The organism is uncultured Legionella sp. (assembly GCF_937871865.1).
Classification (GTDB): Bacteria; Pseudomonadota; Gammaproteobacteria; order Legionellales; family Legionellaceae; genus Legionella.
On record NZ_CALMPD010000088.1, the window covers coordinates 1 to 25,579 of the forward strand.

Consider the following 25,579-nt stretch of genomic DNA (forward strand, 5'->3'; position numbering starts at 1 on the left):
ACCAATCTGTTTCATGAATAAAATGTGGAAGTACCAATGCTCCTTCTGTCCATAGAAAGAAACAGATCGCGGTGCCTGGCTGATTGGATTTAGAATCAGCTCGTTACATAAAATGACACGCAATATATTATATGTGCAATAAATAGTCAATTGATTATTTAATACTCTTTCTGTTGCTCAAAATGTTATTAATCATAACAACTCTCTTTTCTTTTGATTATTCTTTGCGGAGGATAAATAGCTATAGATAACCTAAATTTAATAACATTAAAGCATTGACTTTAACGTTACGTAATCCTTTATCTTGTGTAAACACCGAGGGTTATTGGCAGAGCGATCGTTTGCCTCAAGGGTTCAAAATAACCAAAAGATCAACGGCTCAGAATACAAGTCGGTGACGCGGTGAACAGTCAGAATGAGGAACATCATGCACTACACAGTAAAACAATTGGCTCAGCTTTCAGGTGTCAGTACCCGCACTCTTCGTTTTTATGATGAAATCGGTTTACTAAAGCCTGCTTACTATGGAGCCAATCAATATCGTTATTACCAAGAAGAACAATTATTGATACTGCAACAAATATTGTTTTTCCGTGAATTGGGTTTTCCTCTGAATGACATACAGCGAATTATGAACAGCAATGAATTTGATAAAATCGAATCATTAAAGGCTCATAGATCCATTTTACAATCAAATCTTGAACGAACAGAACAATTGCTCAAGACCATTGACAAAACCATTTCCCATATTAAAGGAACACTAATAATGCGAGACATTGAACTGTATGAAGGCTTTGATCCTGCGAAACAACAGGAACATGAGCAATATCTTATAAATAAAGGCACTTTGACCCAACAAGAAATTGAGGACAGCTGGAATAAGGTACAACACTGGAAAAAACAGGAGTGGGATATATTTAAGCAGGAGGGAGATGATTTAAATAAAGCATTGGTTGCCGCGTTAATGCAACATTTAGCTCCGGATTCGGAGACAGTACAAAATTTAATCCACAGACATTATGCCTGGGTGAACAATATGTGGACACCAAATCATGATACTTATATTGGCTTGGGACAAATGTATCTTGATCACCAGGACTTTAAAGCGTTTTATGCGAACTACCATCCTGATTTAGTAACCTTTCTGGTTGAGGCGATGAATATTTTTGCAAAGAAGAATTTATCCTGATTCCACACGTTTCATACTCATCCCCGGATTACGGCTTTGCCTAATCCGGGCCACTTACTTTTTGTTTAACTTAACTCAGGAGCATTCGTTATTGATGATGTCTGCATTTGATTGGTATTCGATCGTGCAGGCCTGAATAATGACCCAATATATCCGGTAATTGATCCTCTAGCCTGCGGCACATCAGCTTCTTCAACCTCCTGTATCTCAGGCTCTGGATAAATCCTGTCTTGTACCATCCTAAATCCGGAAAACACACTTTTCAGCACGATTGGTAAAAGAGCTAGCGTAAAAAGCATGCTCGTTAAATTGGTCGATTCTTCAGCCCAGGCATAATTAGCCAGCGCTTGTAGCGCGCCAATCATCATTACTATCCCCATGGAACGAGTAATAAATTGCGATGCACTGATGTTTTGATTGTCCATGGGTAAATCGCTGCTTTGATTAATTTCATAAAATGCAACCCATAGCCACATCAAATCAAAACCAACACTAAACCAATGCTGTTGGTACATTTCTTTAACATCCGGCACCCCAATGGCACGAGCTAAATCAAAAGTCATTTTTCCACTTTTAAGTGCCAGAGCCATACTCGGTTTTTCTTGCGTATTAGCCAGAGGGGTAAATCGCTGAACAAACAGGCTGGTAGGAAGATTGATATCAAATAATTCATAAAAGGATTTTTGAGAACCAAAAAGGTGACGTACTTGTTCATCACTGATATTGGATAATGCCCCCACTCCAGGAGCAAAAGTATTATCATCGGAATAATGAGCAATCACAACATCCGAGTTCTTCATCATCATTACATCATTGGTACCATCCCCATTTGCAACGACGAAAAACTGATTATCCTTCAGAAATTGAGCCAGCACTCCTTTGCCTTCAGTGCTCATTTCGGCAAAAATAATAACTGGGCGCACCTCCTTTTCTCGCAGTAATAACTGTTTAAAACTGGCGAGAACCTCGGGATTAATTCCCGAGAAAATAACCGTTGCATCAGAAGGAATACGCTCTTCACTTAGTGCATCACTATCAAAACTATCTGTCTTATCTGCTCGAATGGAAATCATTTTTTTGGCATAGGCAGGACATAGGACTCGGGCAATATTTTCGGCGGCTTTTGTGGTATCTCCCGTAGCAACAAACACTGGTACATTAATGCTCCGGCATTGTTCAATAAAATGCTCAGCCCCTTTTTTCACCGGGTTATCAATAATAAAGGTCACGTAATGCGTTAAATCCTTCAATAGATTAGGATTGGAAAGAAGAAAAGACTCAATCTCCTTTTTGTTATCCTCATCAAATAAGCCCTTTAAAATATCAAACTCCTGTACCGAAACTGGTGCGCGGGCAATGCACCAATCACGAGACAGCACTCCTGTTCGACTTTGCATTTCTGAATAAGTCTGTAAGAGAGGAGTATCTTTAAATGCCTCTTGCTTAGGCACACCACAAAAGACCAGATAATGACTTTTATTGTCATGCACCAAGGTCAACCGCCCACCAAAAGTACGATATAAACCTAAATGAAACGTTTCAATTTCCTTTTCCTGACCAGCAACAGCCAGAGTTTTTAGAAAGTGGTTATTACCTTGAATACTCACCTGCAAACACTGCTCGTTTTTTACAAGAGCCTTGTATAATTCCAGCAAAGAAAATTCTTCTGGCTCCAACTCCTTTTTATTATTGGTATAAGCGCTTGCGAATACTTCAAAAGATTCCATTTGCATCCGCTCATCAGGGAGCATTAATCCCTTATGCTCTTTTAAACTGTGCTGAACCTTTCCGGGCATATCTCTGGTCCATAAGCCCAGAACATCCATTTTATTCGTGGTTAAAGTCCCTGTTTTATCAGAAATAATGGCAACACCATTAGGAAGTCTGTCGTGATAATAACCACCTAAAGCATTGCATAAATCAACCACTCTAAGCGCATCAATGGTTTCAAAAGGTTTACCCTCCATATTCTTGTTCAGCTTTTTCATTAACCTACTGTTCACCGCATCTCTTAAAAAAGCCTCAGAAAATGGAATCATGGTTTGGAACAGAGTAAACATAAGCCGCATTGATTCAGCGGGTAATGCGGTAATGTCGCGTTGTAAAAAGCCAGCCATAATGATTGATGCAAGAATTGAATGTAATACACTGCGTTGCTTGCGCTCCGCAATAATCTCATTGATTATTGATTTTTTCTCATAGCCACCACTTAATAACAACTCTTTTTCCGGCATAATCTGAATGAACACGTCATCGTTGCCATAAAGATTTAATTTATCACCAGCCAGTACACCGGCCTGCTTTCCATCACGAATCGCATGTAAATCTACTTTATTGTAAGTACTACCAAAGCCTTGCTTGGATAAATGCTCAATCCATACGTCCTCACCATTTTGAGCTTTCAGATTCACACTGAATTTTCTCTGCACCAGACTATTAAGAAATTGACCTTCGGAATTTCGCTCCAGGGCCACCAACTCTCCAGATAAGGGAACGGAGGTAAGATCCAAGCTGTCATCACAATGAACCAAATCTCCTGTTCTTAAACGATATCTGGGAATGTCAACAAACACCGCACCTTCAGAGGTAAATCGTAAGACTTTATGTAAGGTATTATTGTATTCATAATCGTTTTTTAGTTTGTCTTGCTGTTGCAACAATTTTTTAATTGTAGATGGAGTTAAATCAGCTAATAAAGCAGGAAGATTTCTAAATTTTTGTACGATGCGTTCTGCATGAAGGATATTATGTGAAATTAACCCTAACTGAAAAATGCGTGAGCTGGACATTAATTCAGACGCCAGAAAATGATTTAGCTGAAAATATAAATTGGATAATGGAGTCAGTCCACTGGATATCACTGCGGTATCAGAACGTTGCGCTCCTTTACTGTATTGATATCTGACCAATAGATCCTGTATTTGTTGGCTTAAAAAGGCAACACCACTGGGCACAACCAAAGCGCTGGTACCTAAACTGGCAACAAAAGAGTACCCATCTGACAATGAGCCATCTACCAACATTCGAGTCCCGCTAAACACGGAGCTGTACAAATAAGTTATAGCAACAACTTCACTGGCTACAGCAGCAGAAAGCCCGGCAGTACTCTTGAACTCTGTTTCGGTAATTCGATTCATCGCACAATAACCTAATATTGCAGCACCAAAAAAGAATTTATAAATAAAATCATACTCAGGAATACCTGTTTGATATTCACTAAGCCCATCCATAACATATTCTCCAATGACCAACGCAGCACCAGAAGAAATAACAGGCCAGATGTATTTTTTGAAACTGGTGAAATCAACTGCATCCAAGGAAAAAGTCATCGCCAAGGAATTATAAAGCTCACTTACACGGGTTGAAATAAAACTACTGACCTCATGTATGGTATTTCTAAGGTAATAAGATCTATCTGCCTGCTCATTCAAAACAAAACGAGCGGCCAGTGCCCGATTTTGAAAGTCATCAGATTTAGATTGAGGCGTTTGTTTAGGTTTATTTTCTTGCTGTTTACCATTGTACATAATATAGTCCTTTTTCTGAGCGCCATTCAATCAAGTTAGCCTTTTTAGAGTCCAGATTGATTAATAACTTATTCTGCATCCAGGGTTCAATAGAGAATACAAAAATATCTTTATCTTTTTTAAGTTCACGTGAAAACAGGCGTAGCAACTGTCTTGAATTAAAACCAGAATAGCTGAAATAAGATCTTATAACGCTCTTTACATTTGCTCTTCTGAGGGCTAGGATTTTCATATCTACCCCCCACAACATGGGGCCAAACGCAGTTAGAGAAAAGGATTTCTATGATTGTCTTTTTATTTGGTTTACCAGGAGTAGGAAAAACTTACATAGGCCAGCTCCTTCAAAAAGAGCTAGGAGCCTGTTATTGGGATGCTGATGAAGCATTAACAGAAGAAATGAAACTGGCTGTTCGCAACGAACAAGCATTCTCACGAACAATGACCACGGAATTGGCTTCAACAATAATTGAAAAAATGAAATTATTAGAACAAAATAATGAGTTTATTATTGTATCTCAAGCCATGTTACGTGAAACAGACAGGCATTTATTTCGGGAGCAATTTAGTGATCTGCATTTTATTTACATCCGTTGCGAACGGGATCACACAAGCCAACGTATTGCTCAACGCGCTGATTTCGTAACAGTCTCTTATTTTGAAAAACTTACAGCAGCTTTCGAACCACATCGCAAGGATGCTGAAACATACCCAATAATTGATAATTATAAAAAAACGGATGAACAATTAATTAAAGCATTCAATGAATTATTAAACATAAAACCTAAAACTATTTGGCAGCTGGACTTTTTTCCTGAACTAACCCAGCAAGATCCCGATTTGATGCACTCTCGAGGACATATGATGAATAAAAGCCTCTAATTGAGTCACTGCAATAATCGGCATAACGAAATGTTAAGCGACAGTTCATTATGCTAAGGTATCAATATTCGTAGAACATGGCTCCTCTTGTATATAACACCCAAAAGCGCTAAAATTAGTCAATAATATTTTTTTTTAATCATTGTGCTGGTTTTGATTGATTTTCTTTTTGAAACCATCTGTTTAATCACTTTTAGTGACGAAGGGGCAGAAAAATAATCAAAAAAATTTAGTAACCTTTCAATAAGTTATGGACTGAAAGGCTGCTGGAAGCATAGTACCCGATGATTCTCTAAAAGAGTACCAAGGTATGACAAAGTCTAAAGTAGATAATAGTGGATTAGGTAATTGCATGTATTATGCATACGGCATTTCCTTGATGTATTTCTTGCAGGCTAAAAAAGACAATCACACTACTCAAATAGTATTTGAAAACCTGGGATTAAATTCAGAAGAACAAGAAGCGCTTTCCGCTCTTTTAAAAAAAGAGCAGGATTTTAGTTTAACAGAAATCAAAGACATTATAGAACCTATATTTGGACCGGCCGCCAGAGCACTGGGAGCTGCTCGAACACGGGATGAATTTTTAAAAAAACCTGATGATTCCCCAATATTCACTTCTGCGAATTATGGAATTGAATACGAATTTGCACGATTGCTGTTCGAAAAAGATCCGTCTTTAGCAATGCTTCTTAGCAGCGATTTTACCGATCGAGATTATACTACTGCAGAAATATATAATGTTCCCAATATCCGCCCTGGAATGGAAGAGTTCGCTACAAAACAAATCAACACCCTTCTCCAGGATTTTCAACACCGATGGAACAACAAACTTGAAACGCTTATTGATCAATCAGATGAAAATCTTATTTTTCAAAGAAGCCAGATTTTAAATACTATCATCAGGGAAAAAACCGTCGTATTTTTTTTAGAAAATGATGAAGCTTATCTTAACAAATACATAAAGATGCTTAATACAAATTTTGTATGGGGCTCAGAAGAAACGATGATGGCCTTACATCGTGCGGTAACAGGCGAAAAAATGACCCGCAATCCAGAAACTACTCGAATTGATACCACCTGGGATGTAGAAATACCTCTGGTGTTGTATCGAAATGGGCACAAGGCAGTAGATAACACTCTAGGGAGTATGCCAGATCCCGTTATGATTTTAAATAATATGGATAACGTTCACTGGGTATCATTAGTGCAACTAAATCCCCTTCGCCAGGAGCTTGTTGCGTTTCCCCCCGATAAAGCCGCCTCAGAAGAAAATACTCCGCCTGCCAACTCAAAAGACAATGTTCCTGATACAAACAAAGAAGATGAAGATCTTGAACTTGCATTGATACTCCCTTCGTCTAATGATACACCAACTGAGACTATTCATCGTACAAACCCAGAACTGCAACTTATACCCCCCCAAAATCCCTCCGAAGGAGCGACAAGAAAAAATATATTGTTCCTGACTGGATTTGAAACGAATTTGAAGGCAATTAAAGAAAAAGCTAAGGACCTCAAACAAAGAGGATTTACAGCTGAAAGCGAATTAGCCAAGGGACTTTATAAAAAATTGCGTGACAGTATGAATAAATTTATTTCTTCAGGCACAGAGAATTCCAGGCAGGCAGACATACAGTCTTTTGCTAACTCGTGTACTCCATTTGTTAAAACCGCGCTCAACAGTGAGTTAGCGCATCATCGGGGTATTAAAAGGCTATTAAACAATATAATGAATATTATAGTGTCCGTATGTACCGTCGGTTTAATCAATTGGAATCTTGGAAAATTAACCATTATTGACTCTTTTCCTACACAGTCCATTAATAAAATAAATGAATTACAGGATTCTGTCATTAAAGTGTCTGGGCACAAACAAGCATTTTTCATAAAGCAAGAAAACAAAGAGCAGCTCAGGGTGTATAGGCCGATATACACTCAAATATGACCGTTTCAACAATAGGGCGGAACACTTACTTTTAATTTTTTCGAACATGATGGAATATATAATACAGCCCCGGCAACACCAATAAGGTGAGAAAAGTAGAAGAGATAACTCCGCCAATAACTACCGTAGCTAAGGGTCGTTGTACTTCAGAACCTGTTCCAGTAGCCAAAGCCATGGGTACAAAGCCCAAAGAAGCAACTAGAGCGGTCATCAACACCGGACGCAAACGAGCAATTGACCCCTGCAATACAGCGTCTCGCAAAGGATAGTGTTTCTGTTTTAATAAATTATTAATAAAGGTAATCATGACCAAACCATTCAACACCGCTATTCCAGAAAGCGCAATAAATCCAACTCCTGCTGAAATAGACAAAGGAATGCCCCGCAACCATAACGCAAACACGCCCCCTGTTAATGCCAAGGGAATGCCGGTACACACCAGCAGCGCTTCTTTTATGCTGCCAAAACTCATAAACAGCAGCAGAAAAATAGCCATCAATGTAACCGGAACAACCACCTGTAATCGTTGCGATGCAGATTCCAATTGTTCGAACTGCCCGCCCCAGCCAATCCAATAGCCATTGGGCACATTCACATTACGTTCAATATTGGCTTTAGCCTCGCTCACAAAAGAATTTAAATCACGATGTCGAACGTTTGCACTCACTACAATTCGCCGTTTTCCATTTTCACGACTTATCTGATTAGGGCTCTCACTACGAATTAGAGTTGCCACTTCGCTCAGAGGAATAAAGTGGCGTTCACCATCTTTTGCAATGGGTAAGGGAATAAGTATCCAACGCAACACATCAGGAGCAGTTCGTAAGGCTTCAGGAAGACGAACGATTAAATCAAAGCGTTTATCTCCTTCAAAGATCTCGCCACTTTTTTTGCCCCCTATTGCCACTGCAATCGCATCTTGCACATCAGCTACTTGTAATCCATAACGAGATAAAGCTCCTCGATTAATCTCTACCGTAATAAGCGGCAGCCCTGATACTTGTTCTATTTTTACATCTGCAGCCCCGGGAATGTCTTCTAATTGGGTACTGATGACCTTCGCAGTTTCCTGTAAGACGTCAGTATCATCACCGAAAATTTTCACCGCAATATCACTACGAACCCCAGAGATTAATTCATTAAAACGCATTTGTATGGGCTGGGTAAATTCATAATTATTACCTGGAATCTGCTTCAATGCCGTTTCCATTTCCTGCACCAGTTCCTGTTTTGTTTTTTTAGGATTAGGCCAAGCCTTCCGCGATTTCAGCATGATGAACGTATCTGCAACATTGGGAGGCATGGGATCAGTAGCAATTTCAGCGGTACCAATTTTAGAAAAAACTCGTTTCACTTCAGGGAATTGGCTGATTCTCTCCTCCACCAAATGCTGCATGGTTATCGACTGAGTAAGGCTAGTACCAGGTATACGCATCGCATGCATGGCAATATCCCCTTCATCAAGGCTTGGAATAAATTCCCCTCCCAAATGAAAAGCCAGCATTAAACTAACCGCAACTAAGGCCACAGCAGAAGCAATCACTTTTTTTCGTGCATTAAAACAAATAAGTAATACATACTCATAGCCGATAGTCAGATAATGCACCAACAGATTCTCTTTCTCTTGAACTTTCCCTCGCAAGAAAATAGCAATTGCGGCAGGCACGAAAGTAAGAGCGAAGAGCATTGAGGCCAACAGCGCTATAATTACAGTTTCAGCCATAGGCAAAAACATTTTTCCCTCAACACCGGTTAACGTCAAAATAGGCAGATACACTACTGTTATAATAAACACACCAAAAATACTGGGACGAATTACTTCTGTCGTGGCGTTGGCAATCACTTCAAGACGCTCATCCAAATTCAGAATGCGTTGCAATTCCAGTTGCTTTTCCCCTAAATGCTTGATGCAATTTTCAACGATAATTACAGCCCCATCGACTATCAAACCAAAATCAAGAGCCCCCAGGCTCATCAAATTAGCGCTGATTTTATTATTGACCATGCCGGTAATGGTTAACAGCATGGATAAAGGAATAACCATCGCGGTAATCAAAGCTGCCCGTACATTGCCTAAAAAAAGAAATAAAATAATACAAACTAATAATGCCCCTTCCAGTAAATTATTTTTTACTGTATTAATGGTGGCATTAACCAACATGGTTCTATTGTACACCGGCTGTGCTTCAACCCCTTCCGGTAATGATTTATTAATCATTTTCAGCTGTTGAGCCACTCGCTGGGAAACAGTACGACTGTTCTCCCCCATCAACATAAAAACCGTGCCCAGCACCACTTCATTACCATTTTCAGTGGCAGCTCCAGTCCTTAATTCCTCACCTAATTGAACTTCTGCAACATTAATGATCCGAATGGGTGTTCCCTCAAAACTGGCAATGACTATCTGTTCAATATCGCCAATATTTTTAACCTGTCCTGGTACACGAATCAGATATTGCTCACCGTTGCGTTCAATATATCCCGCCCCCACATTGGCATTATTACGCTCCAGAGCATTGGTCAAATCATTAAGACTAAGATTATAACGAACCAGCTTCATAGGATCAGGTTTGATATGAATCTGTTTTTCAAATCCACCAATAGTATTGACCTCAGCAACTCCGGTGACAGTACGTAGTTGCGGTTTAATAACCCAGTCCTGAATTGTACGCAGCTCAGTAAGGCTGTAACGTTGAGAAGAGGCACGATTAGGCTTATTGCTCACCGTGTACATAAAAATCTCACCAAGGCCCGTGGAAATAGGACCCAACGACGGCTCAACTTCTGGTGGAAGCTTGTTTTTAACTTCCTGTAATCGTTCATTAATTAACTGTCGGGCAAAAAATATGTTGGTATCGTCTTTAAAAACAACAGTAACTTGCGATAAACCATAACGAGATAAAGAGCGCGTATAGTCCAAAGAGGGCATGCCACTCATTGCCACTTCAATGGGAAACGTCACTCTCTGCTCCACTTCAAAGGGAGAATATCCCAAGGCTTGGGTATTGATTTGCACCTGGACGTTGGTTATATCTGGAACAGCATCGATAGGAAGGCGCTGAAAGTTGTACACACCAAGACCGGCTATAATCAGCGTAAACAATAAGACAAACCATCTGTGTTTCAAGGAAAAATGAATAATTCTCTCAAGCATTATGGTTCCTTAATGTTCGTGACCAGCACTGTCTTTACCCAATTCAGCTTTAAGAAAGAAACTGTTTTTCGAAACATAACGTTGACCAGGCTCCAAGCCAGATTTTATTTCCACCCATTGTTCATCATGCTCTCCCAAAACAACTGGCACTGCCTCAAAAAAATCCCCTTGCTGCACAAAGACCACGTCTTGGTTAAATATTCTTTGCAATGCGGAATAAGGCACAGCAACCGGCACTGTCAACTCCTTAATGATTATTGCTGCATTCACATACATTCCTGGCATCCAAACACCACCCGTATTAGGAAGTATCGTCCTCGCCAGTGCCGTCTGGCTGTCTTCAATACCTAAGGGAGAGATATAAGAAATCGTGCTGGCCGTTTGCGGCTTACCTTCATCTCCGGTCACCACTACCTCCATGCCTTGTCTCACCAAAGCAGCATCTTTACGATACAACGTTAAATCAGCCCAGACATTATCCAGATTAGCAATTTCATAAATAGGCTTATCCCCTTTAGCAAGCTCACCGGTAGTCGCGTATTTTTGAATGACCGTGCCATTAATAGGAGCAAGGATATTGTAATTTTGTAAGCTTTCATTGCTCTCAATAGTAACTAACACTTCGCCTTTAGAAACCTTTTCTCCCAGACTTTTGCCCAGCAACTTAATAATTCCTGAATAACGTGGATAAACAGGTGCCAACGTGTCGCGATTGGGCGTTATCTTTCCAACAACCTTCAACTGCTTTTTAAGTAATGCATCCTTGGCCACAGTAGTTTCAATATGTGCAGCTTTTAATAGGGCTGGCATTATTTTCAAGCGCCCTTCGTAAGTAGAATAGTTCCAGGTAAACGTTTTCCCTTTATCTTTTAAAGTAATAGTGACATCAAAAGAATGCGGTTCACGAATCACTTGCTCACTTTGCAAAAACGATTCAACGGGTATAAAAGAGATGGTTTCTATTGCTCCAGTAAATCGCTTCAATTGAATAGTTAAGCTGACGTTTTCGGGAGACCTTGGCGCACCATTCTCATAAAGATAGGCACGAAAATGTGGGGGCATTGCCCGTTCAAACATTGCCAACTCAAGAGACAATGAGTCTTGCTTAAAGAGTCTACCTCCATGCGCGCCTTTCTCTGGCTCATCTGCGGAATGTGACTCATCATGCGCCCAGGAACAAAAAGAAACCAAAAAAACCAATACCAAGATCAGCTTCATTTTTTGCATTAATGATCGTACTAAATTCAAGCCATCTCCTTAATGAGCGTCCAAGCCCAAAATTCCATTTATCTGCAATATTGCTTTATGATAATCCATATGAGCCTGCTGATAATGTCGTTCCTCTTCAAACAAAGCATTAAGAGCAGTAGATAATTCAATGTAGGTATATCGTCCCATTTGATATCCTTCTTTTGCAACATTCAATGATTTACGCGCCAAAGGCAACAATGAGTCTGTAACCAGATCGGCTTCAAATCGCCCTTGCTCAGCCTGCAAAAAAGCTAAGTATAAATTTTGCCGCACATCCAGTTTTGTTCCTTGCAATTCATGCACCATTTGGGTGTATTCAGCCTCAGCAGTGACAATTTTACCTTGATTGCGATCAAATGTTGGTAATTGAGAAGAGGCTGAAACTACTGCAGCATTACTGTCATCATCAGAAAAATGTCGGCCTCCCAATTGAATGTTCAAATCAGGCCACACAGCTTTCTTTACCGCGGTAATCGTTGAGCGCTTTGCATTTGCCTGCAATTGCTTTGCCAAAAGCCATGGGCTTTGCTGTATTTTGCCCATGAGTTGAGGCCAAACCCAACGAGGATGCTTTAACCCTTGTTCTGTCAGGCGCTGCTCCACTCTTAAACCACGCCCCATATAACGAGCTAATTTAGCACGTTCCATCAAAGCATCTCTTCTTGCTTTCTCTTTTTGAATACGAACCTCTCCCAATCGTATCTGTGCCAAACGTAAATCAAGCTCTGCTCCAGCACCTGCTGTAACGCGCCGTTGGATCGCAGTCACAATATCTTGATTCATCTTGGTCAATTTTTTTGTTACCAGATGCCATTGCTCCGCATACAATGCATCAATATAAGCGTTCCCCACAGCAATATAAAGCGTCGATTTCTGTACTTTAATCCAGGCAAGCGATGCTAAATAATCAGCATAAGTGGCTTTTTGCAAGTAATGTAAACGATGCCCCAAAGGAATGGGTTGAGTAATAGACAGGGTCGTTTCTGCTGATTCATAACCTGAATAGGCTCCCGAACCGCCAATATTTTCAGCAGTCAGCTCCAACTGTGGGTTTGGATAAAGCTTACTCTGAATAAAAAAACCTTTCATCGCCTGAGCTTTATCTATCTCTGCCTGCAATTCAGGATTGTTCTGATAGGCCACGCTCAGCGCTTGCTCAAACGTTAAAGTCGTATTGGCATGAATGCCATAAGACATCAGGCTAATCAAATGCATGATGATGACGTATGAAAAAATGCGCATTCACTTCCCTTTCTCTTACATAGAAATCTAAAAACTAAATGTAGTGGACAACACTATAGTACCTAAGCCCTGGCTCTACCGCCATTAAGTGAATAACAGTACGTCATCCTGAGGAGCTGGCGACGAAGATCTCCCGGGATTCAGGAGATCCTTCGCTACGCTCAGGATGATCTACTGTTATTAACTTTACGGCAGTGAGTCCTAATACATATACTTTCATATATTGATTCAATTGCCTATACCCATTTCTGACAATCCCACACCTTGCGGTCTAAAGTGACTCAATACTGAACAACAATTTGAATGCAGTGCAACAAAATCTGTTTAATTCAGACTCAATTTCATGATATGGTACAACATCTCACCATATTCTTAATTAAATGGTTATTAACGTGTTGAACAAAATATTTCATCGGACCAGCTGGCAATCCAAATACCACTGGAAATGGATTGCTTTAGGCCTGGTTATTACCATGCCCATTATTTTAATCAGCAGATTTTTTTCCCATTCAGCGGAGCAAACACCCGTTAATCCCAACAAAATGGTTGAAGTCGAAATAGTAAAAACCCAAAAATTTCAACAAAGTATAAAACTTTTAGGAATAATTCATCCCAAACATACTACCGTATTGGTTTCGAAGGGAACAGGAATGTTAGATGAATTGATTCCGACTGGCCAAAAAGTTAAAAAAGGTACGTTAATTGCCAAAATAGTGAACCCTGACATTGAAAAAAACCTGCAGCTGTCACTAAGCGCCGAAACCCTTGCTAAAGCTCAATTTGACCGTTTCAACCCGTTGTTAAAAACTGGCTTTGTCAGCCCCAAGGAAGTTGAAGAAAAGAAACAAGCTTGGCTGGTCGCCCAAAAGGAATTATCAAAAACCAAAATTGAATTGGATAATTTGCGTTTTTACGCCCCATTTGACGGCATTATAGGAGCATATAAAAAACGAGAAGGTTCAGAAATAAACCAGGGAGAGGCTGTTGTTTCGATTTATGATCCCAGTTCACTGGTTGTTGATCTTGATGTACCGTGCAGCAACCTGACGGGACTTAATGAAGGACAAGCAGTACGTGTTCTTGGTAAAGAGTATACCCTGACTCATTTACAAAAAATGATCGATGAACATACTCATATGTGCCCTGCCGATGTAGATATTCAATGCGATACCTGTCTTTTAGGTACTACAGTAAATGTCGATTTAATTGTTGCTGAACAACAAAACACCATAGTAATACCCTTCCAGGCCCTCTTTCTCAGAAACAGCGAACCTTTTGTTTATATTGTGGAGCAAGAAAAAGTAACCTTGGTCCCTGTAAAAACGGGTATGAAAGAACAGGATAAAATTGAAATTACAGAAGGCTTAAAGCCAGGCCAACAACTCATTATCAAAGGTCAGGAACGGCTTTATCCTGAAATGGTTGTCGATATTTATCGGCCAACCGCTGTAGTCAACAACGGCTGATTCTCATGAAACTAACCAGCTACTTCATTAAACATCCTGTTTCCGCAATCATTCTGAATTGCATGATTATAGTTATAGGTATCCTCTGTTTTCATAACTTATCAGTTCGTGAATATCCAAACATCAGCTTTCCTACGATTACGGTCAGCGCCAACTATCCGAACGCTAGTCCTGATCTGGTCGAAACCTCTGTAACCAATATTCTAGAGGACAGACTAGCAGGTATTGAAGGCCTTGAAACAATCACCTCGCAATCCTACGCAGGCAGTGCACAAATTACTTTATTGTTCCGTGCCGGAACATCCATGGATAGAGCACTAAGTGCTACCCAAGATGCTGTAGGACTTGCCAAAGCTCTCTTACCCAGCGAAGTAAAACCACCGTTTGTTGAGCGAAAACGCAAATCCAACGGATTGCCTTTTATCGGAATCGCTTTAGAATCTTCTGTTCGAGGTTTTGGTGAACTGACTCACTACGCCAATCTTAATTTAAAAAATGTGTTTCGCAGTGTGCAAGGAGTTGCCTCAGTAGAAGTATGGGGGCAGCCCTATACCTATAACATCAGCCTGGAACCAGACAAACTCTATTCATTTGGGGTCAACGCAGATGAAGTAGTGAGTTCCCTGTCCAGAAGCCGCGTCTCGCTACCAGCCGGTAATTACAGAGATAAAATACCCAGTACGCTGCAATCAGAACCTAGAAGTCAGGAAGATTATGAAAATCTGCTGATTAAATCAACGAATCACCATCCAATATTATTAAAATCCATTGCTAAAGTAGCACTGGAAACTGACAACACTCAGATGAGAGTCAGAGTTAATGGACATGCCGGATTAGTTCTATCTATAAACCGAGCCAATGATGCCAATCCCATTGATGTATCCAGAGAGATACGCAAAACAATAAGTGATTTACAACATGGATTGCCTGATGATTTAAAAGTTAATGTCATTGTTGATCAATCTGATTTTATCAATGCCTCCATCAAAAACATACGTTCATCCATCACTGAAGCGATAGTTCTGGTATTGGTTATTGTCTTTCTGTTTTTGCGTAACTTAAGAGCGACTCTGATTCCTTTGGTTACCATCCCAATCTCATTGCTAGGTTCACTCTTGTTTCTCAAGATATTTGGCTTTTCAATAAACCTGATGACCTTACTCGCCATGGTGCTGGCCATTGGTTTGGTTGTAGACGATGCCATTATCGTATTGGAAAATATCTGGAGACATATTGAACATGGCTTAACGCCTTTAGAAGCAGCCTTAAAAGGAGCACGAGAAATAGGCTTTGCCATTGTGGCCATGACCTTTACTTTAGCCAGTGTGTATCTGCCCATTGCCTTTATGCAAGGAATGTTAGGACAGCTCTTTATTGAGTTTGCCGTAGCCCTGGCCGGCAGCGTCTTTATTTCAGGAATTGTTGCGCTGACTCTATCACCCTTGATGTGCGCCCATTTTCTTAAAAGTGATTCTAAAAACTGTTTTCCTCAAGTAGACCATTTCCTGGAGCAATTATCTCAAAACTACGCCAAAGCACTTAAAGTTATTGTCCGTCATCAGAAAATCACCTGCTCCATAGCCCTTCTCTCCATCATTTCCAGCATCACTTTATATAATATCATCGGACATGAAACTGCTCCCAAGGAGGACCGAGGGCTTATTGGTGTTTATACTGCCCCCGTTACCGGAGAACACATCGATGAGCTGGATACAAAAGTGTCAAATCTGGAACAAACCGTCAATAAGATTTCTGAATCAGATAACAAACTCACGTTCATCGGTGATTGGGGAGCCAGCATTGTACTTCCTCTCAAACCTCATTCTCAAAGAACTCGCTCTGCCCGTGAGATAGTAGAACAACTCAAACCCGCATTCGATCATTTGCCCTCTATAGATCCACACGTATGGAGCTGGGATACCGGATTACCGGGCATTGATAATGCAGGCAGCGGAGCAGAACTAACCTTGGTTATTTCAACCCCAGACAGTTATAGAGAACTCTTTAATCACGTTGAAAAATTAAAAGCAGTACTTGATAAAAGCAAACAATTTGAATCAACCAGTTATGATCTTCGTCTTGATACCATGGGTTATTCAATCGACATGGATCAAAATCAGATAGCAAAACTGGGACTGACACCCAGTCAGGTCGCTAAAACCATAGAAGTATTTTTTAGTGGCGATAAATCACAAAATTTTGAAAAAAATGGCGTTCTTTACAATCTGACGATAAAAGGCGTTACCTCACCCTGGACTCTCAACGAACTGTATCTGACCAATGCAGAAGGAAAACGGATTTCCCTTGGCGCAATGGCCCAGATGACTCCCAAAGCTCAGCCGGCAACACTGGATCACTATCAACAAATGCGGTCAACAACCCTACATATCCAGCTCAATAAAAAAGACTCCATGCCCCATAGTATTGAACAAGCATGGAATGCGGCTAAAACAGAATTGCCACAGCATTATAAACTAACCTGGACGGGTGCTGCTAAGACTTATTTTGAATCCTCAAATGCCATGTTGTTTTTACTCTTCTTGTCTTTAGCATTTATCTACGCCATTTTAGCCACTCAATTCCAAAGCTTCATTGATCCTCTGATTATTTTAATTACCGTACCTTTAGCATGCTCAGGTGCGCTACTTTTTACCTACATCTTTGACCAAACATTGAATATTTATACCCAGGTTGGCTTAATTACTTTAATTGGCTTAATCAGTAAGCATGGAATTTTAATTGTGGAATTTGCCAATCAACTGCATCAGAATGGCGCCTCCATCACCGATGCAATTCAAAAAGCCGCCATGTTGCGACTAAGACCCGTATTGATGACAACAGGCGCAATGGTTTTTGGTGCAATACCACTGGTGTTATCCCACGATGCAGGCGCCGAATCCCGACATGCAATAGGAACTGTTTTAATCGGTGGATTGTGTCTAGGTACGTTGTTTACTTTATTTGTCTTGCCAGTGGTTTACAACGTGATCAAACAAGGGACGAAAAACGAGGGGCCAACACATCACCCACTACCATTAAGTTAAGGATTTGGCCGTCATCCAGAGGAGCTAGCGACGAAGGATCTCCCTGGATTCAGGAGATCCTTCGCCATGCTCAGGATGACGTACTTTTCTTAACTTAATGGCAGTGAACACACATCACCCAGCGTAATTCCATTAATAATCTCGCTTCTGAGTACGAAGATGAAGTCGATTGCAGGCATCAAGAATTTCTCTAATACAATCGTAATGGTCATCTAAATGAAAAAGACTAAATTGCCTATATACATCATGGTGATCAGTCTCAAGTGAGCACGAAGTATGGGTGCTTGAGGCACCATTCTTCTCATCAAAAATATCGATTTTATAGATAATATTCCCTTCTTTATAAATATAGCATTGGGTATTTTGATTATCCAGAAATTCTGAATGCAAGAATCCCATGTTAAAACAGGGACAGGAAAAAAGATCGATAGGCCCCAGGAAAAACAATAAAAATACGGTACTGTATAACACCCTGGAGTATTTTTTAATGCAACGCATACTCATCCCTGATTGAGCCTCCTTTGTTTAATTGTAGACCATTAATGTAGACAAAGAAGGCTTACAATAATCAAAACGTCAAGCCAACCAAAAGCTTTGGATGAGCGCCAGGAAAAATTATTATCTTGATATCGTTTGGTGCTGCCTATACGGCAGTGAACCCCCATTCATGCTCACAATAGTTATCAATCATTTTCTAAGCTACCTATACGGCAGTGAATACTGTGGGTCTTGCCACTGCATGTGATGTTCTTTTCTAAGCTGCCTATACGGCAGTGAATCCTGGTCAATACATACACTTAGTTGTTCTAATTTTCTAAGCTGCCTATACGGCAGTGAATGACCACTTGAGCAGCTGCTTGTTGTCATATCTTTTCTAAGCTGCCTATACGGCAGTGAATATGAGATAGGCGACGTTGTAAAAGGAGATGCTTTTCTAAGCTGCCTATACGGCAGTGAATTTATTCTTGATTGAATCGATTCCGTTACCATTTTTCTAAGCTGCCTATACGGCAGTGAATACAAAAAAAGTATTTTCAGGGCTGGATTGACATTTCTAAGCTGCCTATACGGCAGTGAATATCCCGCTTCGATTAAGCCCTGTTCGATTATATTTCTAAGCTGCCTATACGGCAGTGAATAACATAAACGTAAATGCGGAGGAATTTAAGATTTTCTAAGCTGCCTATACGGCAGTGAATATGATGGGCAATATACACTTCGTCCATTATATTTTCTAAGCTGCCTATACGGCAGTGAATGCGATGGGACAATTGCGTGGCTTACGGATATTTTTCTAAGCTGCCTATACGGCAGTGAATAAGATTTTATGCCTATTGTTGGCCCTTTAGTTTTTCTAAGCTGCCTATACGGCAGTGAATAATCTCTTTATTAAGAACAGCTTGCTCACCAATTTCTAAGCTGCCTATACGGCAGTGAATCCCCTTCTATCCTCATGTATAGTTCCACGTGATTTCTAAGCTGCCTATACGGCAGTGAATATATAGCTTGCTCACCGAGATGCGAAAGCTCTTTTCTAAGCTGCCTATACGGCAGTGAATTAAGTATCATTTTGAATCTTGTTTCTAAGCTGCCTATACGGCAGTGAATACTTAAGTAAGTTTTCTTTGCGTGTTCCTTGTTTTCTAAGCTGCCTATACGGCAGTGAATCTAAACAGAAGGAGGAATCAATTCAAGTATTGTTTCTAAGCTGCCTATACGGCAGTGAATATGAAAAAAGATGTTTCAAATTAACGAGTTTTTTTCTAAGCTGCCTATACGGCAGTGAATATAGCCTCCTTAATTGGGGGCTTCTTTATTAATTTCTAAGCTGCCTATACGGCAGTGAATCCCTGCAATTGCCCAATCTTCCTCTAAGTAATTTTCTAAGCTGCCTATACGGCAGTGAATGTCATCGTATCTAAAACAAGGTGTTATACTTTTTTCTAAGCTGCCTATACGGCAGTGAATGCTAAATATGGTAGAGGACATCTGCACACAAATTTCTAAGCTGCCTATACGGCAGTGAATAAGGACTGCCCCCAATTATTAAATCTACTTTATTTTCTAAGCTGCCTATACGGCAGTGAATGAATGGTACAGTTAGGTTTAAAATGGGCGAATTTTCTAAGCTGCCTATACGGCAGTGAATACATGTTGTTATTGTTTCTTCACTAATAATGTTTTCTAAGCTGCCTATACGGCAGTGAATATTTTGATGTTAAGATTCGTTATTTTGCTTGTTTTCTAAGCTGCCTATACGGCAGTGAATCATTTGAGCGAAAACGACCAGTAACTAAACTTTTTCTAAGCTGCCTATACGGCAGTGAATTCAAATCGTTTGTTGAACATTCAATTATTATTTTTCTAAGCTGCCTATACGGCAGTGAATGCTCAGTGAGGACAGCATACTTAAAAATACATTTTCTAAGCTGCCTATACGGCAGTGAATATTCTATTATAAACCAAAGAGTTACTGGGTACTTTCTAAGCTGCCTATACGGCAGTGAATTTATATTAGACTCCTCATTTGGTGCCGTGGAATTTCTAAGCTGCCTATACGGCAGTGAATAAGGAAAAGAAGTAGCTAGAAGATTTCTTGGATTTCTAAGCTGCCTATACGGCAGTGAATAGAGTTCGGAGGGTACGAAGATTTAATACATCTTTCTAAGCTGCCTATACGGCAGTGAATCATCAGGAACACCAGACATTACATTCTGAGAATTTCTAAGCTGCCTATACGGCAGTGAATAAATCAATTGAAACAGAATACTTAACTTTCCGATTTCTAAGCTGCCTATACGGCAGTGAATTAATAATCCCTTTGCGCTCACGGAAACTGAATTTTCTAAGCTGCCTATACGGCAGTGAATAAGGCAAAAAATGCTGTTAAAAAGCATTTTGATTTCTAAGCTGCCTATACGGCAGTGAATGGGCTAAAGTTACTTCGGACGGTTCATGTTTCTTTCTAAGCTGCCTATACGGCAGTGAATGCGTACGCTAAGGATCCCGGTTATTGGGAACATTTCTAAGCTGCCTATACGGCAGTGAATACAGGCGCACCCGGATCATTAAAGCTTTGGTATTTCTAAGCTGCCTATACGGCAGTGAATATACGACAGGACTAATCGATGAAGACTATCAATTTCTAAGCTGCCTATACGGCAGTGAATTTTACTCATCATCATCATCATCATCATCATCATCATCATCATCAAAATTTCTAAGCTGCCTATACGGCAGTGAATAAATAGTAAGAATATAAACACCGGAGGTGCTGTTTCTAAGCTGCCTATACGGCAGTGAATGCTATATGGATAGGTAGTAGCCATTACTTAGATTTCTAAGCTGCCTATACGGCAGTGAATAAATACCTCTCAACTAATTTTATAGCACCCTCTTTTCTAAGCTGCCTATACGGCAGTGAATACATGACAAAAACAGGGGTAGCTGAGCTAATATTTCTAAGCTGCCTATACGGCAGTGAATATAATATCTTTAAGTACTATGCCTTTATCTTCTTTTCTAAGCTGCCTATACGGCAGTGAATTGTTAAAAAAGGAGATATTGGTGGGCATGTCATTTCTAAGCTGCCTATACGGCAGTGAATATGAAGGGGATAGTGTTAAGAGGCGAGAACTATTTCTAAGCTGCCTATACGGCAGTGAATGTAAAGTTAGGTGTAAAAAGCTTAAAGTGCTATTTCTAAGCTGCCTATACGGCAGTGAATTAGCGAGCTAGAAGATTTAAAGAAAGCATTATTTTCTAAGCTGCCTATACGGCAGTGAATCAGAAGTGGCAAACGCAGCAAGGTTGGCTTGTGTTTCTAAGCTGCCTATACGGCAGTGAATCTGAAACAGCTTACTTTTTTACCTCGAAATTTTTTCTAAGCTGCCTATACGGCAGTGAATGAAAATCTTTCTTAACAAGAGAGCCATGAAGATTTCTAAGCTGCCTATACGGCAGTGAATCCCGAAATGTTAATTCGTCTCTCTGATTTAATTTTCTAAGCTGCCTATACGGCAGTGAATGACCAGTCATAGAGACATTAAACGTGTCTCCATTTCTAAGCTGCCTATACGGCAGTGAATTAGTATCCTTAACAGTATCAACGAATTCTTTATTTCTAAGCTGCCTATACGGCAGTGAATGAATTCATTCAGCATGTGAATAGACTTGTTAATTTCTAAGCTGCCTATACGGCAGTGAATTTGCTGAATATTTTTCGTTTACTTGCTTGCTTTTTCTAAGCTGCCTATACGGCAGTGAATCTATAGACAAGCCTGTGCCAGTTGTTGTTGCTTTTCTAAGCTGCCTATACGGCAGTGAATTGCAGTACGTGCGACGGGACTGGGAAGATTAATTTCTAAGCTGCCTATACGGCAGTGAATTAAATATTTTTCGCTTAGTAACTTCCTTAACTTTTCTAAGCTGCCTATACGGCAGTGAATAGTCCGAAGCCAGTTGATGCATATACACCAAATTTCTAAGCTGCCTATACGGCAGTGAATATTCGTGAACGTCAACGTGAAGGGTTTGCCATTTTCTAAGCTGCCTATACGGCAGTGAATAGACTTCGACTATCTCAGCAATCAGTGCATGATTTCTAAGCTGCCTATACGGCAGTGAATCAACTGAGCCTAGTCCTTGGCCAACAACTATATTTCTAAGCTGCCTATACGGCAGTGAATTACAGTGCGAGCACGTCAAAGCATATCAGAGATTTCTAAGCTGCCTATACGGCAGTGAATTATCAAAAATATAATTTCTACTGTACGTTCTATTTCTAAGCTGCCTATACGGCAGTGAATTTGATTGGTGGGCAAGATCTCAAAAAGTCTTATTTCTAAGCTGCCTATACGGCAGTGAATCAAATAACCCTCTTGATTCTATTTTAGTAATATTTCTAAGCTGCCTATACGGCAGTGAATCGTACAATACTAACTTGACTCACGGTCCCAGCTTTCTAAGCTGCCTATACGGCAGTGAATATCTTGCTGCGTTTGCTACTTCCGTCGCTCATTTTCTAAGCTGCCTATACGGCAGTGAATTCAGTACTTCGCTGTGCCTTGCCGACTTTTATTTTCTAAGCTGCCTATACGGCAGTGAATTTAGCACTTCGTTGACCAAAAATTGAACCAGCTTTCTAAGCTGCCTATACGGCAGTGAATATCTGCGGAACTAAAAAATCAGTAGAATCACCTTTCTAAGCTGCCTATACGGCAGTGAATAGAATCATAAAGATCTTTCTTTGTACTTTTTGTTTCTAAGCTGCCTATACGGCAGTGAATAATAAAGCAGAATGACTAAAACCGGGTATACCTTTCTAAGCTGCCTATACGGCAGTGAATGTACTTTTGGTCATAAGACTACTTTTGATGCCTTTCTAAGCTGCCTATACGGCAGTGAATGGGGGGAATCAGCAACAGACGAACTTGTCTGATTTCTAAGCTGCCTATACGGCAGTGAATTAGCAGTCATAGAAACAGAAATAGTATCACCGTTTCTAAGCTGCCTATACGGCAGTGAATTAGTTCCGCAAATTACATCCCCTTCTGTTATATTTCTAAGCTGCCTATACGGCAGTGAATTCAGTGCATTGGTTGTCGTCTCGAAAGATCGATTTCTAAGCTGCCTATACGGCAGTGAATACTGAGTGTCGAGAAATAAGTTGTCCATGTACTTTCTAAGCTGCCTATACGGCAGTGAATTTGTTTTTGGATGGCGTCGAAATGTATGCAGATTTCTAAGCTGCCTATACGGCAGTGAATAAACAGTAGCAAAAGCAGACAAATTACCTTGATTTCTAAGCTGCCTATACGGCAGTGAATTTTATATGGGGCCTGAGTATGGTGAACTTTCTTTTCTAAGCTGCCTATACGGCAGTGAATTGTTGGATGTCGTCTTGATTATTCTCGTCAATTTTCTAAGCTGCCTATACGGCAGTGAATATTTGTCTCGTTATTCTCTTCGTGTTCCTTGCTTTCTAAGCTGCCTATACGGCAGTGAATGGATAACTATATTAATAATAGCTTAATCTTTATTTCTAAGCTGCCTATACGGCAGTGAATCCTAAAGGCAAAGGAACAGCAGGACCCTTTTGTTTCTAAGCTGCCTATACGGCAGTGAATCCAAATTTTACCACAAAAAAAATTTAATAAACAACAAGTTGGCATGAAATATCAATATATTACCATTGATATTTCATGCCAATTTAACTAATTGATTTATCTATATTTTTAATGAGCGTGTAAAATAAAGGTTAAAAGTCGGGTAACGTTGATTCCGAGCTTAAACCATAACAACTGAATGCATTGTTTATAAGTTCCGCAGAACTCTCTTTACAAATAAAGAGCTTGAATGTATTTTTAGTACTGATGCTCGAAACTTTTATAAACGGAGCACTTATTAATATTTCTTTATGATCTTTTAATAATTTCATCGCATTCTCAAAGTCAATCAACTCCCGTTTTGCCTTTCGTCTAGCCAGTCGTTCAGTATTAGACTTCGATTGCTTCCGTTTGAAACGAACATAACTGCTTATATTACCCGGGACATCACGAATTCCGGTTACGTGAGTATAATCAGATAACTTATTTAACCGTTTTTGTGCATTAAATTTCTCGAGCATCTGCTTCTCCATAGCAAATACTCTTAATTTGGTACCTAACTGGCATGGTTCAATACCATACCCAGGAAAAGTAAGGCCAATGGGGGATAAGCCATTGGGCATTTTTGTTTCCACCAGCCCCAAGTGAATCATTTGATATACCTTTTCCCATAGAAAATGTATATCAATATCAGCCATGGGCAGCAAAGTAATATCCTGATAAACATTCATGATTAGTCCTTACCGCTTTCGCCAAAAACTCCGCCACGCACCAATACTGCCATCACATAATGTTCTTCCTCTTTTTTCGCCAACGTTTCTCCTCGAGCAAATCGATCAAACAAGGTAAAAAAATCAGATTTATTTTTAGGGTTACGGTATGCAACTCCAAGATTGGTTACCGCACCATAAGGTTCAATAGCAATCGGCCCAGTAGAAACCTCATCATATTCAGGATACCAGGTGTCAATACTTCTTAATGCATTACCAATTTTTTGTGAGTGCATGCCAGCAACACCGTTAATATGGTAAAGAATTTTGCTCTTTTTGCTTTTACTGTTTCCTTTATCCAAAACCAACTCTTCACTCGGATATACTTCCTGAGCTCGCCCAACTTTCGCATAAGCGGTAATATCCAATAATAAAAAGGGGATTTTCCCTGACAGAGCATGAGCTATTTTTTCAGCCAAAGGCTCTATCAACTCATAACTACTACAAAAGTCCTTAACTGAATACTTGGTAGAATCAAAAACCCATGACTCCTCTTTGTCTGTATTTAAAATCTTAACAGAAACTTCTATATGTTCAGCACCAACCCTGTTACGCCACAAAAAGCGAGCATTCGCTATATTAATAGCATAGCGTTTTGCCAACTCTTTAAAGCCCTCTTGTTCGATATAGTTCCTGGCAGCTGCAGTATAGCTGTCATTAAATGCTGCATTGTTGCAAGCAGAAGGCTTTTCAACCTGACTTAAAATCTTCAGAGTGAAATGCAATTTAAGCGTGTCTTGCTCAACACCTAACGCGCAGCAATCTACGGTTTGTAAATTTGGATTTTCAACCTTTGCATCTAATTTTGCAGGATCGGCCTGTAATGGCTTTGACAGCCGATTGGAAATCGTTCCGCGAACAGATTTTTCCAGCAGTTGTAACGGTTCAGCCTCAATATGGCGCTTATCCCAAGTAGTACCATAAAAATAGCCATCAGAAGGAACCAGTTTTTTTTCAAACGCGAGAACAGTCGCAATATTGTTATTTTTAGCCATAATATGA

The 25,579-nt window shown here is 40.1% G+C and carries 13 protein-coding genes and 1 CRISPR repeat array; of the genes, 5 read left to right on the forward strand and 8 right to left on the reverse strand.

Annotation, left to right across the window (positions count from 1 at the left end; all coding sequences use genetic code 11):
• Positions 1–427 precede the first annotated feature (427 nt).
• Entirely contained in the window at positions 428–1,189 is a 762-nt protein-coding gene (locus Q0495_RS05220) for a MerR family transcriptional regulator (RefSeq protein ID WP_298623844.1), read from the forward strand.
• 65 nt (positions 1,190–1,254) lie between these two features.
• On the opposite strand, the gene Q0495_RS05225 is transcribed toward Q0495_RS05220, so the two are convergent.
• A complete protein-coding gene (locus tag Q0495_RS05225) occupies positions 1,255–4,716 on the reverse strand; it encodes an HAD family hydrolase (protein WP_298623845.1) in 3,462 nt (1,153 codons plus the stop codon).
• A complete protein-coding gene (locus tag Q0495_RS05230; protein WP_298623847.1) occupies positions 4,703–4,948 on the reverse strand; it encodes a hypothetical protein in 246 nt (81 codons plus the stop codon). The genes Q0495_RS05225 and Q0495_RS05230 overlap by 14 nt, the downstream gene beginning before the upstream one ends.
• A 50-nt stretch (positions 4,949–4,998) precedes the next feature.
• On the opposite strand from Q0495_RS05230, the gene Q0495_RS05235 reads away from it, so the two are divergent.
• Together Q0495_RS05235 and Q0495_RS05240 are read left to right on the forward strand one after the other, a co-directional pair.
• Positions 4,999–5,595: an AAA family ATPase gene (locus Q0495_RS05235; RefSeq protein ID WP_298623850.1), complete on the forward strand. Its 597-nt coding sequence runs from the start codon at positions 4,999–5,001 to the stop codon at positions 5,593–5,595.
• A gap of 310 nt (positions 5,596–5,905) precedes the next feature.
• A complete protein-coding gene (locus tag Q0495_RS05240; protein ID WP_298623853.1) occupies positions 5,906–7,543 on the forward strand; it encodes a hypothetical protein in 1,638 nt (545 codons plus the stop codon).
• Positions 7,544–7,574: 31 nt separating this feature from the next.
• On the opposite strand, the gene Q0495_RS05245 is transcribed toward Q0495_RS05240, so the two are convergent.
• Genes Q0495_RS05245 through Q0495_RS05255 form a run of 3 tightly spaced genes read right to left on the reverse strand, consistent with a single transcriptional unit; the run spans position 7,575 to position 13,190 of the window.
• Positions 7,575–10,697: a CusA/CzcA family heavy metal efflux RND transporter gene (locus tag Q0495_RS05245; RefSeq protein WP_298623856.1), complete on the reverse strand. Its 3,123-nt coding sequence runs from the start codon at positions 10,695–10,697 to the stop codon at positions 7,575–7,577.
• A 9-nt stretch (positions 10,698–10,706) separates the two neighbouring features.
• Entirely contained in the window at positions 10,707–11,945 is a 1,239-nt protein-coding gene (locus Q0495_RS05250; protein WP_298623859.1) for an efflux RND transporter periplasmic adaptor subunit, read from the reverse strand.
• A 9-nt stretch (positions 11,946–11,954) separates the two neighbouring features.
• A complete protein-coding gene (locus Q0495_RS05255; RefSeq protein WP_298623861.1) occupies positions 11,955–13,190 on the reverse strand; it encodes a TolC family protein in 1,236 nt (411 codons plus the stop codon).
• 395 nt (positions 13,191–13,585) lie between these two features.
• Between Q0495_RS05255 and Q0495_RS05260 the strand changes: the two genes are divergently transcribed.
• Both Q0495_RS05260 and lpeB read left to right on the forward strand, forming a co-directional pair.
• Positions 13,586–14,656: an efflux RND transporter periplasmic adaptor subunit gene (locus Q0495_RS05260; protein ID WP_367274388.1), complete on the forward strand. Its 1,071-nt coding sequence runs from the start codon at positions 13,586–13,588 to the stop codon at positions 14,654–14,656.
• 5 nt (positions 14,657–14,661) lie between these two features.
• Complete coding sequence (lpeB, locus tag Q0495_RS05265; RefSeq protein WP_298623863.1) at positions 14,662–17,700, forward strand: multidrug efflux RND transporter permease subunit LpeB; 3,039 nt, start codon at positions 14,662–14,664, stop codon at positions 17,698–17,700.
• 132 nt (positions 17,701–17,832) lie between these two features.
• Here lpeB and Q0495_RS05270 read toward each other — a convergent pair whose 3' ends face one another.
• From Q0495_RS05270 to csy3, 3 genes are all read right to left on the reverse strand, one after another.
• Positions 17,833–18,198 (reverse strand): hypothetical protein, encoded by a 366-nt coding sequence (locus Q0495_RS05270; RefSeq protein ID WP_298623864.1) that lies wholly within the window; start codon positions 18,196–18,198, stop codon positions 17,833–17,835.
• Between the two features lie 133 nt (positions 18,199–18,331).
• A CRISPR array of direct repeats spans positions 18,332–23,828; the repeat unit is 28 nt; unit sequence TTTCTAAGCTGCCTATACGGCAGTGAAT.
• Between the two features lie 131 nt (positions 23,829–23,959).
• A complete protein-coding gene (gene cas6f / locus Q0495_RS05275; protein ID WP_298623865.1) occupies positions 23,960–24,538 on the reverse strand; it encodes a type I-F CRISPR-associated endoribonuclease Cas6/Csy4 in 579 nt (192 codons plus the stop codon).
• Between the two features lie 2 nt (positions 24,539–24,540).
• On the reverse strand, positions 24,541–25,572 hold the full coding sequence (csy3, locus tag Q0495_RS05280) for a type I-F CRISPR-associated protein Csy3 (protein ID WP_298623866.1): 1,032 nt from the start codon (positions 25,570–25,572) through the stop codon (positions 24,541–24,543).
• Between the last annotated feature and the right edge of the window lie 7 nt (positions 25,573–25,579).